This is a genomic window from Curtobacterium sp. PhB128, assembly GCF_004340725.1.
Classification (GTDB): Bacteria; Actinomycetota; Actinomycetes; order Actinomycetales; family Microbacteriaceae; genus Curtobacterium.
In genome coordinates this window covers 153,683-167,283 of the sequence record NZ_SLUR01000007.1, presented here as the reverse complement: position 1 = coordinate 167,283, position 13,601 = coordinate 153,683, and the positions used below count along the sequence as shown (strand labels likewise).

General features: G+C 70.8%; 16 protein-coding genes, 1 tRNA gene and 1 riboswitch. Of the genes, 8 read left to right on the top strand and 9 right to left on the bottom strand.

Annotated features, from left to right (window positions below):
- Positions 1 to 54: 54 nt before the first annotated feature.
- Genes EDF23_RS13600 through clpS form a run of 3 tightly spaced genes read right to left on the bottom strand, consistent with a single transcriptional unit; the run spans position 55 to position 1,756 of the window.
- Positions 55 to 981 carry a GNAT family N-acetyltransferase gene (locus EDF23_RS13600; RefSeq protein ID WP_131921936.1) on the bottom strand — a complete coding sequence of 309 codons (927 nt, stop codon included), beginning with the start codon at positions 979 to 981 and terminating at the stop codon, positions 55 to 57.
- On the bottom strand, positions 978 to 1,454 hold the full coding sequence (locus EDF23_RS13595; RefSeq protein WP_123340930.1) for a DUF2017 family protein: 477 nt from the start codon (positions 1,452 to 1,454) through the stop codon (positions 978 to 980). Before EDF23_RS13595 ends, EDF23_RS13600 begins: the two co-directional genes overlap by 4 nt.
- Entirely contained in the window at positions 1,451 to 1,756 is a 306-nt protein-coding gene (clpS, locus tag EDF23_RS13590) for an ATP-dependent Clp protease adapter ClpS (RefSeq protein WP_207895501.1), read from the bottom strand. The genes EDF23_RS13595 and clpS overlap by 4 nt, the downstream gene beginning before the upstream one ends.
- Positions 1,757 to 1,793: 37 nt before the next feature.
- Positions 1,794 to 1,879, top strand: a riboswitch (ZMP/ZTP riboswitch).
- A gap of 68 nt (positions 1,880 to 1,947) precedes the next feature.
- On the opposite strand from clpS, the gene glyA reads away from it, so the two are divergent.
- From glyA to EDF23_RS13575, 3 genes are all read left to right on the top strand, one after another.
- Positions 1,948 to 3,237 carry a serine hydroxymethyltransferase gene (glyA, locus tag EDF23_RS13585; RefSeq protein ID WP_123937599.1) on the top strand — a complete coding sequence of 430 codons (1,290 nt, stop codon included), beginning with the start codon at positions 1,948 to 1,950 and terminating at the stop codon, positions 3,235 to 3,237.
- The gene (locus tag EDF23_RS13580; RefSeq protein WP_243648921.1) at positions 3,234 to 4,166 is read left to right on the top strand and encodes a tetrahydrofolate dehydrogenase/cyclohydrolase catalytic domain-containing protein; all 933 of its coding nucleotides are present in this window, start codon (positions 3,234 to 3,236) and stop codon (positions 4,164 to 4,166) included. Before glyA ends, EDF23_RS13580 begins: the two co-directional genes overlap by 4 nt.
- Positions 4,167 to 4,371: 205 nt before the next feature.
- A complete protein-coding gene (locus tag EDF23_RS13575; RefSeq protein WP_131921935.1) occupies positions 4,372 to 4,875 on the top strand; it encodes a hypothetical protein in 504 nt (167 codons plus the stop codon).
- A 105-nt stretch (positions 4,876 to 4,980) separates the two neighbouring features.
- Here EDF23_RS13575 and galK read toward each other — a convergent pair whose 3' ends face one another.
- Positions 4,981 to 6,117, bottom strand: a complete 1,137-nt coding sequence (gene galK / locus EDF23_RS13570; protein ID WP_131921934.1) for a galactokinase — start codon at positions 6,115 to 6,117, stop codon at positions 4,981 to 4,983.
- Positions 6,114 to 7,211: a galactose-1-phosphate uridylyltransferase gene (gene galT / locus EDF23_RS13565; RefSeq protein ID WP_123340927.1), complete on the bottom strand. Its 1,098-nt coding sequence runs from the start codon at positions 7,209 to 7,211 to the stop codon at positions 6,114 to 6,116. Before galT ends, galK begins: the two co-directional genes overlap by 4 nt.
- Before the next feature lie 64 nt (positions 7,212 to 7,275).
- Here galT and EDF23_RS13560 point away from each other — a divergent pair, with 64 nt between their 5' ends.
- Complete coding sequence (locus EDF23_RS13560) at positions 7,276 to 8,121, top strand: DeoR/GlpR family DNA-binding transcription regulator (protein ID WP_173168871.1); 846 nt, start codon at positions 7,276 to 7,278, stop codon at positions 8,119 to 8,121.
- Entirely contained in the window at positions 8,118 to 9,050 is a 933-nt protein-coding gene (locus tag EDF23_RS13555; RefSeq protein ID WP_131921933.1) for an aldose 1-epimerase family protein, read from the top strand. The genes EDF23_RS13560 and EDF23_RS13555 overlap by 4 nt, the downstream gene beginning before the upstream one ends.
- Before the next feature lie 74 nt (positions 9,051 to 9,124).
- Here EDF23_RS13555 and EDF23_RS13550 read toward each other — a convergent pair whose 3' ends face one another.
- The 4 genes from EDF23_RS13550 to EDF23_RS19280 form a co-directional block, all read right to left on the bottom strand.
- Entirely contained in the window at positions 9,125 to 9,445 is a 321-nt protein-coding gene (locus EDF23_RS13550) for a hypothetical protein (protein WP_111085292.1), read from the bottom strand.
- A gap of 170 nt (positions 9,446 to 9,615) precedes the next feature.
- A complete protein-coding gene (locus EDF23_RS13545) occupies positions 9,616 to 10,365 on the bottom strand; it encodes an SGNH/GDSL hydrolase family protein (protein WP_165901129.1) in 750 nt (249 codons plus the stop codon).
- A gap of 29 nt (positions 10,366 to 10,394) precedes the next feature.
- Positions 10,395 to 10,467, bottom strand: a tRNA-Lys gene (locus EDF23_RS13540).
- Positions 10,468 to 10,520: 53 nt separating this feature from the next.
- Positions 10,521 to 10,682, bottom strand: coding sequence for a DUF2207 domain-containing protein (locus EDF23_RS19280; protein ID WP_146249745.1), 162 nt, complete (start codon positions 10,680 to 10,682; stop codon positions 10,521 to 10,523).
- 126 nt (positions 10,683 to 10,808) lie between these two features.
- Between EDF23_RS19280 and EDF23_RS13535 the strand changes: the two genes are divergently transcribed.
- From EDF23_RS13535 to EDF23_RS13525, 3 genes are all read left to right on the top strand, one after another.
- Positions 10,809 to 11,438: a DNA-directed RNA polymerase subunit beta gene (locus EDF23_RS13535; protein WP_131921932.1), complete on the top strand. Its 630-nt coding sequence runs from the start codon at positions 10,809 to 10,811 to the stop codon at positions 11,436 to 11,438.
- Positions 11,439 to 12,084: 646 nt separating this feature from the next.
- On the top strand, positions 12,085 to 12,684 hold the full coding sequence (sigK, locus tag EDF23_RS13530; RefSeq protein WP_123340923.1) for an ECF RNA polymerase sigma factor SigK: 600 nt from the start codon (positions 12,085 to 12,087) through the stop codon (positions 12,682 to 12,684).
- A complete protein-coding gene (locus EDF23_RS13525; RefSeq protein ID WP_131877515.1) occupies positions 12,681 to 13,550 on the top strand; it encodes an anti-sigma factor in 870 nt (289 codons plus the stop codon). The genes sigK and EDF23_RS13525 overlap by 4 nt, the downstream gene beginning before the upstream one ends.
- Positions 13,551 to 13,601 lie beyond the last annotated feature (51 nt).

The window sequence follows — 13,601 nt, the reverse complement described above, 5'->3', positions numbered from 1 at the left end:
AGTGCAACTTGCAAGGTGGCCTTGCGAGTTCCGGGTTCGCCGCCCCGGATCGGCTCAGCGCTCGAACACGATGCGGCGCTTCGTCACCACGAAGCCGGCCCGTTCGAATGCCCGGCGCATCGGGGTGTTCGCCGCGTCCGTCGTGCCGACCACCTTCGGCTCCCCGGCCTCGGCGTGCACGCGCAGCCCCTCGGCGAGCAGCCCGTCGACCACACCGCGCCCACGGTGCTGCGGCAGCACGCCGATGAAACTGATCGCCGCGTCGTACGCCGTCCGCGTCGCCAGGACGAACCCGACCACCAGGCCGTCGGGGTCGAGCGCGACCCGCCAGCCGTCGCGCGACCCCGGCAGCGAGCGGTAGAACTCGAGGTCGTCGGCGGCGGCGCCCCGCGGGCCGAGTTCGTCCACCGACGCCACGGTGTGGGCGTCGAGGCTCCCCACCGCGACGCGGGCGAACAGGTCCACGAACTCGTCGTCGTCACCGGCGCGGAAGCGCAGCGAGGACGGCATCGGCACTCCGCGGTCCGGCGTCCACGCCACACTCACCCGCTCCGTCGATCGTCCGAGCCCTGCCGACCGGGCGGCCGCCGTGCGCCACGACACCGCGGCGACGGCCTCGGGGTCGTCGTGCCAGTCCACCGCGACGTCGACGATCCACTCCGGTCGCGCCCCGAACGCAGCGGTCCCCGCCGTGATCAACCCGGCGGCGATCGCCACCCGCTCGTCCTCGGGCACGTCCGGAGCCACCAGCAGGTCGTCGAGGGTCGACGGCACCTCGGCGTCCGCGCCACCCCACCAGAGCGCCCGTGCCACCGGGCGTCCGTCGCGCACGGCCAGCCACGACCACCCCGGGCGGTAGTTGTGCGTGCCGGACTCGGCGCGGTACCGGTCCGGACCGATCCACGCGACCGGTTCCGACGTCGAGAACGCGAGCAGGGCCTCCCGGTCGTCCTCGGTGGTCGCGCGGAAGGTGACCGTCACCGCGGGTCGGTCATCGTCGTGATCAGGTGCTCCTGCACGTAGCCGAGCCAGTCGTAGACGTCGCGCAGGCCGACGCCCGCGTCGGCCTCGACCGAACGCTCCTCGTCGTCGGCGTCGACGATCCCGAGGCGGTCCGCGATCGTCAGCCGCAGGTCGGTCAGGGTGCGGAGCCAGGCCTGCTCGTCCTCGGGGTCGAGGGCGCCGTCGCGGGTCCCCGTCAGCCACTCGTGCACGGTCGTCGCGTTCGAGGTCTTCTGCGCCAGCAGGTCGGACTGCGTGTACTTCCGGAACTCCGCGCTGGCGTCGTCGTCGTCCGGGTAGGCGTCCGGGAACATCCGAGTCGCCACCGGGTCCGCCGTCAGGTCGCCGTCGAGCACCTGGCGCAGCTGCTCCGTCAGGGACGTGAGCAGCCCACGCTCGCCGGAGGACATGCCGAGGTGGACGCCGTCGGCCCGGCGGACGAAGGGGATCACGCTTCGGGGGCCTTGTCGACGGTCGCCTGCAGGCCGTAGCCGTGCATCGACTGGACGTGGGCCTCCATCGCCTCGCGCGGACCCGTCGCCACGATGGCCCGACCCTCGGTGTCCACCTGGTGCATGAGCCGTTCCGCCTGCGCACGACCGAAGCCGAAGTGCCGCTGGAAGACGTAGGTGACGTACGACATCAAGTTCACCGGGTCGTCCCACACGACGGTGACCCACGGGGTGTCCGCGTGCGCACTGGTGCGTTCGTCCGGGGTGGTCCGTTCATCCACGTCGGGCGAGGTCAGCGTCATGCATCCAGGGTGACACAGGGCGGGCGGCTCGGTACGATCGTCACGTCGCGACTGGCGTTGGATGGGTCACCATCGGGGAGCGACACCTGACACGGTGCGCGGCCGTACGCCTGGGCTGCACCGACCGATCGTCCGTGCGCGACCCACCGGTCGTCGCCAACCCACGTAGGAGAACCGTGTCCATCACCGATCTGCCCGCCGTCGACGGCTCCGTCGACACCGACCGCGCAGCCTTCAACGCCCCGCTCACCGAGGTCGACCCCGAGATCGCCGCCGTCCTGCAGCAGGAGCTCGGCCGTCAGCGCGACACCCTCGAGATGATCGCGTCCGAGAACTTCGTGCCGCGCGCCGTGCTCGAGTCCCAGGGCTCCGTCCTCACCAACAAGTACGCCGAGGGCTACCCCGGCAAGCGCTACTACGGCGGCTGCGAGTACGTCGACGTCGCCGAGCAGCTCGCCATCGACCGTGCCAAGGCGCTCTTCGGTGCTGCCTACGCCAACGTCCAGCCGCACTCCGGTGCGACCGCGAACGCGGCCGTCCTGCACGCCATCGCCTCGGCTGGCGACACCATCCTCGGCCTCGAGCTCGCGCACGGCGGTCACCTGACCCACGGCATGAAGCTCAACTTCTCCGGCCGCATCTACAACGCCGTCGCGTACGGCGTCGACCCCGAGACGTTCGAGGTCGACTACGACGACATCCGCGCCAAGGCCATCGAGCACCAGCCGAAGGTCCTCATCGCCGGCTGGTCCGCCTACCCGCGCCAGCTCGACTTCGCGAAGTTCCGCGAGATCGCGGACGAGGTCGGCGCCAAGCTCTGGGTCGACATGGCGCACTTCGCCGGCCTCGTCGCCGCCGGTCTGCACCCGTCCCCGGTCCCGCACGCCCACGTCGTCTCGTCGACCGTGCACAAGACCCTCGGCGGCCCCCGCTCGGGCATCATCCTGTCCAACGACGAGACCCTGTTCAAGAAGCTGAACTCCGCGGTCTTCCCGGGCCAGCAGGGTGGCCCGCTCATGCACGTGATCGCCGCCAAGGCCACCGCGTTCCTGCTCGCCGGCACCCCCGAGTTCAAGGCCCGCCAGGAGCGCACCATCCGCGGTGCCCGCTTGCTCGCGGATCGGCTCACGCAGCCGGACGCCCGCGCGGCCGGCGTCGACGTCCTCACCGGTGGCACCGACGTGCACCTGGTGCTCGTCGACCTGCGCACCTCCGAGGTCGACGGCAAGCAGGCCGAAGACCTGCTGCACGAGGTCGGCATCACCGTGAACCGCAACTCCGTGCCGTTCGACCCGCGTCCGCCCATGGTCACCTCGGGTGTCCGCATCGGCACGTCGGCTCTCGCCACGCGTGGCTTCGGTGACGCCGAGTTCACCGAGGTCGCGGACATCATCGCGCTGACCCTCATGCCGAACCCGGACATCGCAGCGCTCTCGGCCCGGGTGAAGACCCTGACCGACGCGTTCCCCCTCTACGCGTGAGCGACGCCCTGAGCCCCCTGCCCGTCGAGCGATGGGCGGGGGAGGGCTCGGCGGTCCGCATCGACGGCACCGCCCTCGCTGCCCGGACCCTCGACGAACTGCGGGTCCGCATCGACCGCCTGCACGAGCACGGCATCCGTCCGGGGCTCGGCACGATCCTGGTCGGGGAGAACCCCGGTTCCCTGTCCTACGTCGCGGGCAAGCACCGCGACTCGGCGCAGATCGGGCTCGACTCGCACCGCATCGACCTGCCGGCGACGGCATCCGCCGCAGACATCCGAGCCGCGATCCTGCAGATGAACGACGACCCCCGGGTCACCGCGTTCATCGTGCAGCTCCCGCTGCCGGAGGGCATCGACCCGACGCCGATGCTCGAGCTGATGGACCCGTCGAAGGACGCCGACGGCCTGCACCCGACGAACCTCGGTGAGCTCGTGCTCGCCGTGCCCGGTGGTGCCGGCACGATCGACGCGCCCCTGCCCTGCACCCCGCGGGGCATCGTCGCGATGCTCGAGGCGTACGACATCCCGATCCGGGGCGCGCACGTCACGATCATCGGGCAGGGTCTGACGGTCGGCCGGCCGCTCGGTCTGCTGCTCACCCGCCTCGAGGCCACCGCCACCCTGACCCACTCCCTGACGGCGGACGTCGCCGCGGAGTGCCGTCGCGCCGACATCGTCATCGCGGCGGCCGGGGTCGCCGGGCTCGTCAAGCCGGACTGGGTGCAGCCCGGTGCGGCCGTGATCGACGTGGGCATCACCCGCGTGGTGAACGAGGAGACGGGGAAGGCCAAGCTGCACGGGGACGTCGACCCCGCCGTCGCGTCCGTCGCTGGGTTCATGTCGCCGGTGCCCGGCGGCGTCGGCCCGATGACCCGCGCGATGCTCATGAAGAACGTGGTCGAGGCCGCGGAGCGCCACCTGAAGTAGGTGCGCGGCGGTCGGTGCCGCTGGCGCGCGTCCGTTCGTGCCGCGGTCCGTGCCGCGAAAGCGACAGATTCCCGCGAACAGTTCGCTGGAATCTGTCGCTTTGGCGGGATGGTCGCGTCCACGGGCGGCCAGGAGGCGCGGCTCGCCCCCGCCCCGCGCGTTCGGGGGACGGGTGCGGAGCCGCCCCCAGTGCTACGGTCACCGCATGGGGGAGAACGTCCAGACCGCGCCCGTGATGGCGGCCACCGGCAGGAAGCTGCGTCCGCGTGCGTGGGGACTCGTACTCGTCGGGATCGTCGCACTGGTGCTGTCCCCGAACCTGGTGCTCTGGAGCACGTCGACGGGCTACGGCGGGGTCGACGCCGACGACAACTGGATCGACAACGGCGGCAAGGTCCTCGAGACCGCGCCCATCACGGTGCAGGTCGAGGCGCACGTCGCACCGGCCGCACTCGCACTGCTGCTGCTCGTTGTCGTCGTCGGGATCGTCCTGCCGCCGACGCTCGCGCGCTACGGGCACCGCACCCTCGGCGACATCGTGCGGTACTCCGCGTACCTGGCGGTCCCGGTGTGCATCGTCGTCGGCGTGCTGGTCTACACGGTGTGGCAGGGCCACGTCGTGATGGACCAGCTCCAGCACGAGGTGCTGCACCCGCACGGGTTCCCGTGGGGCGGAGTCACCGTCAGCACGGGGCACATGACCCGCTGACGCACGGCCTCGCGCTGGATTGCGCCGAAGTTTCGCGGTCAGCGACACCTCACGGGCCGTGCGCCGCGTGACGTGTCGGTGAGCGCGAAACTCCGCCGGTCAGGCTCAGTCGCGGCGGGCGCCCTGCGCGGCGTGCACCGTGAAGACGTTCGGCTCGCGGTACCCGGCTGCGGCGAAGGCGGCGGTCACAGCCTCGGTGATCGCACCACGCGATCCCCGGTCGACCAACGCGATCGCCGCACCACCGAACCCGCCACCGGTCATCCGCGCACCGACCGCACCGTGCTCGACGGCGGTCGCGACGGCCAGGTCGAGTTCCGGAACGGAGATCTCGAAGTCGTCGCGCATCGACTCGTGCGACGCGACGAGCAGCGAACCGATCGCCCGCGGGCCCTGTTCGCGCAGCGTCCGGACGGTGTCGAGGACGCGCTGGTCCTCGGTCACGACGTGGCGCACACGGCGGAAGGTCTCGTCGTCGAGCAGCTCCTGCGCACGGGGCAGGTCGTCGACGCTCAGGTCACGCAGGGCCTCGACACCGAGCACCTGCGCACCCTTCTCGCACGAGGCCCGACGAGCCGCGTACCCACCGGTGGCGTGGGCGTGCTCGACCCGGGTGTCGATGACCAGGACCTCGAGCCCGTTGGCCTCGAGCGCCAGGTCGACCACGGCGGTGTCGAGCGTGCGGCAGTCCAGGAACACGACGGCGTCCTGCTCGCCGAGCAGTGAAGCGGACTGGTCCATGATCCCCGTGGGGGCACCGACGGCGTGGTTCTCGGAGTACTGGCCGACGCGGGCGAGGGTCTTGCGGTCGAGCCCGAGCTCCCACAGGTCGTTGAAGGCGAGTGCGACGCCGCACTCGATCGCGGCGCTGGACGACAGGCCGGCCCCGACGGGGACGTCGGACTCGATGAAGACGTCGAACCCGGTCTTGTCGGACAGGTCCGCGCCGGCCTGCTCGCGGAGTGCCCAGGCGATGCCGAAGACGTACGCCGACCAGCCGGTCATGTTCGACGGGTCGAGGTCGTCGAGCGACAGTTCGAGCACCGTGTCGGCGTCGAACGCGGACGAGACGCGCAGCAGACGGTCCGGCCGCGGGGCGATCGACGCGGTGGTGCGCCGGTCGATCGCGAACGGCAGGACGTACCCGTCGTTGTAGTCGGTGTGCTCACCGATCAGGTTGACCCGACCGGGGGCGGAGTACCGCACCGCCGGCTCGTACCCGTAGACCTGCTGGAACGTCATGCTCGCTCGATTCCCTGTCGGATGAACTCGGCTGCCTTCTCGGGCACGAGGTCCCCGATCCAGGCGCCCATGGCGGCTTCACTGCCGGCCAGGAACTTCAACTTGTCCGCCGCCCGACGCGGCGACGTGATCTGCAGCATGAGCCGCACGGTGTCCCGCCCGACGTGCACCGGTGCCTGGTGCCACGCGGCGATGTACGGGGTCGGGTCGCCGTAGAGTTCGTCGATGCCCCGCGTCAGGCGCAGGTGCATGTGGGCCAGTTCGTCCTTCTCGGCCTCGGTCAGACCGGCGAAGTCGGGGACGTGGCGGTGCGGCAGCATGTGGATCTCGATGGGCCAGCGTGCGGCGAACGGCACGAAGGCCGTGAAGTGCTCGCCCTGCAGGACGACCCGGTCCGAGGCCCGCTCGTTCGCCAGGTGCTGTTCGAAAAGGTCCGGCCCGAAGCGCTCGATGGAGTCGAGCAGACGCTGCGTGCGAGGCGTGACGTACGGGTAGGAGTAGATCTGCCCGTGCGGGTGGTGCAGCGTGACGCCGATCGCTTCGCCGCGGTTCTCGAACGGGAAAACCTGCTGGATGCCGGGCATGGCGGAGAGCGCTGCGGTGCGGTCCGCCCAGGCCTCGACCACGGTGCGGGCACGCGACTCGGAGATCGACGCGAAGGACCCCTCGGTCGCGGGCGAGAAGCACACGACCTCGCACCGGCCGACGCTGCGGAGCTGCCGGTTCAGGCCGACGTCGGACAGTGACTGGAGCGAGGACGGAGCGTCATCGGCCTCGAGCAGGGGACCGAACGACGGTGACCGGTTCTCGAACACGGCGACGTCGTAGGTGCTCGGGATCTCGGACGGGTTCTGCGGTGTCTGCGGCGCGAGCGGGTCCTGGTCGGCCGGCGGCAGGAACGCACGGTTCTGCCGGCTCGCGGCGATGGAGACCCACTCGCCGGTCAGGACGTCCTGGCGCATCCGCGCGGTCTCGGGCCGAGGGTCGAGCGCACGCTCGTCGATGGCACGCTCAGCGGGCAGGGTGCTGTCCGCATCGTCGAAGTAGAACAGGTCGCGGCCGTCCGCGAGCTTCGTCACGCGCTTGGTGATCACCGGAACAGCCTAGCGCCGATCCGAAGCGTTGCGAAAGACTTCGGAAGCAAGCGAAACTAGAGCCGTGACCGACGACGACCTCTCCTTCCTGGCCGGATCGCTGCCCGCGCCGCTGCGGCAGGACCGCATCGTCTCCATCGTCGAGGGCGCGCCCGGCATGGTCCGGACCGCCGCGCTGGCCGCGTCGCTCGGCACGAGTGAGGTGACGGTCCGGCAGGACCTCGCGGTCCTCGACCAGGAGGCCCGGATCCGCCGGGTGCACGGCGGAGCGGTCCGCCTCGGGGCCGGGTCCACCGAGCGCCCCTTCGAGGAGACCGCCGTCGAGCACCAGGTGGCCAAGGCCGCCATCGGCCGCGCGGCCGCAGCGCTCGTGCGGTCCGGCGAGTGCGTCGTGCTCGACGTCGGCACCACCCCGGCAGCGGTCGCCGAGGCGCTCGTCGCCCGCACGGAGCTGTCCGACCTCACCGTCGTCACGAACTCGCTGACGACCGCGCTGGCCCTCGAGCGCGCCGTGCCGCGGTTCACGGTGATCGTCACGGGCGGCACCCTCCGACCGCTCCAACACTCGCTCGTCGCACCGTTCAACAACACCCTGTTGCCGGTGATCGCCGCTGACGTCGTGTTCCTCGGTGGCACCGGTGTCGACGTCGCGCACGGTCTGACCAACGTCAACCTGCCCGAGACCGAGGCCAAGCGGGTGCTCGCGGCCACGGCTCGGCGTACCGTCGTCGTCGCGGACGGGTCGAAGTTCGGCCGGGCCCACATCGGGGTCGTCCGCGCGCTCGAGGACATCGACGTCGTCGTCACCGCCGAGGCCGAAGCCGACGCGGTCGCCACGATCCGGGCGGCCGGCGTCGAGGTCGTCGTCGCGGACGGCGAGGACACAGCCGGAAGGAACCACACCCCATGACCGCAGCACCCACCGGTGGCCAGTACCGCCTGCACCACGCCGGACCGGACGGCGTCGTCGAGGCCGTCGTGACCGAGGTCGCCGCCGGCATCCGAGAACTCCGCGTCGCCGCCTTCGACCTGACCGAGCCGTTCCCCGTCACCGAGCAGCCGCCCGGCGCCAACGGCATCGTGCTCGTACCGTGGCCGAACCGCGTCGCCGGCGGGGTCTGGGAACTCGACGGCAAGCGGCAGCAGCTGGACGTCTCGGAGCCGAAGTACGGCAACGCGTCGCACGGCCTGCTCCGCTTCGCGCCGTACCGCGTGGTGTCGCAGACCGAGACGGGCATCGTGCAGGAAGCCACGATCCACCCGCAGCACGGCTGGCCGTTCACCCTCGAGACCCGCGTGCACCACGAGCTCGTCGACGACGGCATCCGGGTGACGCACGAGATCACGAACCGATCCGGTATCCGCGCGCCCTTCGCCGTGGGGGCACACCCGTACCTGCGCGCCGGTGACACCCCGGCCGATGACCTCGTCGTCACGCTCGACGCCGCCACTGCGTTCACCACGGACGAGCAGAAGGTGCCGAACGGGTCCGTGTCGGTGGAGGGCACCCCGTTCGACCTGCGACGGGGACTGCGTGCCGGGGACGCCGATCTCGACACCGCGTACTCCGACATCACCCCGGATGCCGACGGGGTCCGTCACACGACGCTGCACGGCCCCGAGGGCGACGGCGTGCAGCTCTGGCAGGACGCGTCGTTCCCGTACGTGCAGGTGTTCACCTCACGGGAGTACCCCCGCGGCGACGGGAAGGGTCTGGCCGTGGCGGTCGAGCCGATGACCGCTCCGGCCAACGCCCTGAACTCCGGCGAGGGCCTGCGGTGGCTCGAGCCCGACGAGACCTGGACGGGCACCTGGGGTATCCGCCGCGTCTGGTCCTGATCGCCTTCGTGCACTGAGAAGGCCCCGCCGGATGTCCGGCGGGGCCTTCTGTGTTCGTGGCGGGGAGCTTCTGGTCAGCCGCGGCGCATGCGGAGTGCCTCGACCGCGAGGGATTCGCTGGCGTAGCGGCCGACCTCGTGCGCCCAAGCCGGGTCGTCCCCGCGCAGGGCGATGAAGTCCTTGCGCTGTCGACACACGTAGCCGAGCACCGCGGTGGCCGTCGCGACCTCGATGAAGTCCTTGCGGATGTGCCGGGTCGTTACCTGCGCGTTGCGACGGAGCGTGTCGAGCAGGAGCTCGTTGCTCATCGTCGTGTTGGTCGCTGCGGCGAGCTCGACGATGCGGCGCGCGTCCCCGGTGCTGCTGGTCTGCGTGGCTTCGATGGGCTCGATCACGGTGTACCCCGTTCGTTCGTGGTGGTGCGGTGCTGCAGGATCCGGTGATCGGATCCGGGAACGACACTATCGGCGGCAGCCCAACAGTCGGCTGTGCGCGGGCTGATGTGTGCAGGGGATCTGCCATGAGCCAGCTGGGGACGACTTGTACCCCGAACCCGAACCCGAGGTCAGGCGCAGCGTTCGTCGTCGGAGGCAGCGAGCGCGTCGAGGGAGTCCGAGACCCGGTCCGCCAGGTACTGGTAGCCGGCGTCGTTGAGGTGTCCGCCGTCGATCGCCGCGTAGCCCGGGCTGTTCGCCGCGGTGAACCACTGCCCGGCGAGCGCGTCGATGTACGGCACGCCCGCTGCTGCCGCCCCCGCGGAGACCGATGCGGCGACCCCGACCGTCGACTTCGCCCACGGCAGCGGCGCCGATGGCCCGAGCGCGACGATGACGGCGTCCGGCCAGGTCTGCTCGGCGTCGCGGAGGGTCTTCTCGACGCGGGCCTGCAGGACCGACGCGTCGACGAGCCAGTCGTTCTGGCTGCCCTGCACGATGACGAGCTCGGGATCGACGGTCGCGGCGTGCCGTTCGAGGCGGGGGCCGAACGTGTAGTGCGAGGACCCGGTGCGGCCGGTGTCGACGTAGCCCGTCCCCGGGTAGCCGTCGATCGTGGCCTTCCAGTCCCGGTCGGCCGCGAGGTCCTGTGCCCACCCGTCGATGCCGCTGGTCGAGCCGCGGCCGGAGGTGTACGAGTCGCCGACGATCAACACGTGCGAGCCGGGGGCGATCGCGTCGGAGACCTCGGCGGAGGAGACGCTCGACGACGTCGTGACGGGCTGGCAGGCACTCGAGACGGTCGGCAGGATGACGAGCAGCCCGCTCACGCCGAGAGCCATAGCTCCGAGCGCGATGCCGGGGAGGAGTCGTCGTGCCATCCGCCACATCTTAGACAACCCACTTGGAGTGGGCCCCGTGGGGCTCGAACCCACGACCCTCGGATTAAAAGTCCGGTGCTCTACCAACTGAGCTAGAGGCCCTCACCCGCAAGGCTAGCGGGTGAGGGCCTCTAGGAAGAACCTGGTGTCGAGGGTCAGCCGCGACGCCCGGTGAGCGTCCGCAGCAGCCACAGGACGACGGCCACGATGAGCAGCACGATGCCGACCCACAGCAGGAACTTGAGGCTCGCGGTGAAGCCACCGACGAACAGCAGGATGACCGCGATGACGGCCAGGATGATGAGCAACGGGTTCATGGGGGAGTCCTCTCCTTCACGTTCGGGAGGAGCGCCTCCCGACGAGACACCGTACCCGCGGCGCTGCCGTTGCGTTCTGGGCGAACGGAGGGCGGGCGTGTCACCGGCCGTGCCTACACTGACGCGGTGCCTCGCGATCACCACCGTCCTGTCCACTTCACCGATGCCGAGTTCGCTGCGATCCAGGGCGGCGAGGACCCGGCGGTCGTGAACCGTGTCGCGCACGAGACCGCGAACGCGCTGCTGCACCGGGTACGTCAGGACCCGGACCCCGCTGTGGTGGAGCGGCTCGTCACCTACACGGACGTGCACGGCATCGACGCGATCGCCGAACTCTGGGCGCGGGTGGGTGCGCACACCCTGCCGGGCGCCCTGTGGCGGGTGTACCTCGTCCGCACCGTGATCCGGCAGAACCCGGAGGAGATCGCGTACTTCTTCCAGCGCGGCACCGAGCGCATCGGCACGATCGACCAGGCCGTCGCGGGGGCGGAGCAGCCGACCGGTCCTGCCGAGATCCTCACCCTGGCGGACCGCATCCTGCACGGGCTGTACACGGGCGACTTCGCCGTGGCGCTCGACCGTGGTGCGGCGTTCTGCCGGCTGACCGCGGCCGGTGCGACTGCCGTGGCGGACGACTCCGACCTGACGGCGACCGATCGTGCGAGCGAACTGACGCGGCGGGCGCTCCGTCTCACGGAGCTGGCGGCCGACCTGACCGAGGCGGCGGCGCTCTGGCGTCGCGAGAGCCTGGACTAGCGAGCGAACGCGCCGGACCCGCACCGGGCCTCCCGGCTGGCTGCGCATGGTGAGCAGAAGATGTCGGGTCGCAACGATGCAAGCGACCATTTCTGCTCACGAAGCGAGACCGGACGACGCGAGACGATACGACGCAAGAGGGCAGAGAAAAACCGGGCCGCAGAAGCGCCTCTCGGCGCGAGGCCGCTCGAAGCGGCGAATTTTGGAGCCCGGGGCTTGCTGCGGCCCGGCGAGACCAACTCTACGACGCGTCGGCTGAGTCTGCTGCCCTGTTCACTCTCGGTGGACAGATCCGGACCCGGGCGTGCCCGGCAGACGGCCCGGACGCGGCGTCCCGACAACTTCTCGGCATCCGATCCAATCCACCACGGGCACCGCGCCGAATCATCAGCGTGACGGACTTGATGACCGTCACGAACGCGAGAGGCCCGGCGTGACCCGGACCGGTATCCGCCGGTCAATTCCCTGTGGGTCACGCTGGCCTCTCGTCTCGACCGCACGACGCGGCGGCTTCGTCCTACCCGGGGCGCGACCGCAGCACAGCACCACCGCAGCACAGCACCACCAGCACCACCGCACCACGCAGCACCCCTGACAGAACGGCCACAACCGGTCGCCGACGCACCCGAGAGGAGGGAAACCTGCAATGCTTGCCCTCGTGGATAGCGACACCGAACGCTGGAGCTCGTCAGAGCCAGCCCAGGCATCGCCGGACGACCTCTTGGCGCGGGTTGCCTCCGGTGACCAAGCCGCCTTCGCGGACCTCTACGACGCCCTCTCCGGCCGGGTCCTCGGACTCGTGACGCGGCTCCTCCGGGACCGCGCCCAGTCCGAAGAGGTCACGCAAGAGGTCTTCCTCGAAGTCTGGCAACAGGCCACCCGGTTCGACCGGAAGCGCGGGACCGCCTCCAGCTGGGTCCTGACCATGGCGCACCGCCGAGCGGTGGACCGGGTCCGGGCGTCGCAGGCCTCGCACGACCGGGACACGAAGATCGGTATCCGCGACCTCGAGTCCGGTTTCGACCAGGTCTCCGAGTCGGTCGAGATCCGCATCGAACACGAACGTGTCGGCAGGGCCCTGGCCAAGTTGACCGAGTTCCAGCGGCAGGCCGTGCAGCTCGCGTACTACGGAGGCTTCTCGCACAGCGAGATGGCCGAACAACTCGGTGTCCCCATCGGCACCGTCAAGACCCGTCTGCGTGACGGGATGATCCGACTCCGAGACGAGATGGGGGTGACCTCATGACCGAACGACACGACGACCCCGCCCTGCTGACGGGTTCCTACGCACTCGACGCGCTGTCCGACGATGAGCGCATGCTCCTCGAGGACGTCCTCACGACGTCGCCCGAACTCCAGGCCGAGGCCGACTCGCTGCGCGAGACCGCGCTGCAGCTGGCCTTCGCCGCCGCTCCGATCGAGCCGCCGACGTCGCTCCGCGCGTCGCTGCTGGCCCAGATCGCGACGACCCCGCAGGCTGCACCACTGGCCGAGACGGCTCCTGCCGTCGACACGACCTCCGTCCAGGAGGCCCGTCCCGAGCCCGCCAGGCACGTCGCCTCGATCGCCGACGGCTCCACCACCGGTGGCCGGGCGACCTCCGAGGCTCGCCGCCGCTGGTTCCAGCGTCCGGCAGCCATGCTCACCAGTGCTGCTGCGGTCGCCGTGGTCTTCCTCGGTGTCGGCCTGGGGGTCGGCGTCGCGAACGGTCCGGCCGACGGACCGGGCACCGGCACCACGCAGGCATCGAGCGGCCTCGACCGCATCTACGCCGCGTCGGACTTCCAGCGCAGCACCACCAAGGTCGAGGGCGGTGGCACGGCCACGGTCGTGTGGTCGGGCGACCTCGGCAAGTCCGCGGTCATCCTCGACGGTGTCGCCCAGGCACCGAAGGGCAAGACGTACGAGCTCTGGTACATCGGCTCCGAGAACGAGGGCGGCACGATCAAGTCGGCCGGCCTGGTCGACGGTGTCGCGGACGGCGTGCACTCGGCCGTGCTCAAGGGCTCGATGTCCGACGGCGCGACGATCGGCATGACGGTCGAGCCGGCCGGTGGTTCGGAGCAGCCGACCACGACGCCGATCATGGCGGTCCCGACCACCTCGGCCTGACCCTCCCGGAAGGTGCTCACGCGATCGATGCGTGGGCACCTTTCGTCGTTC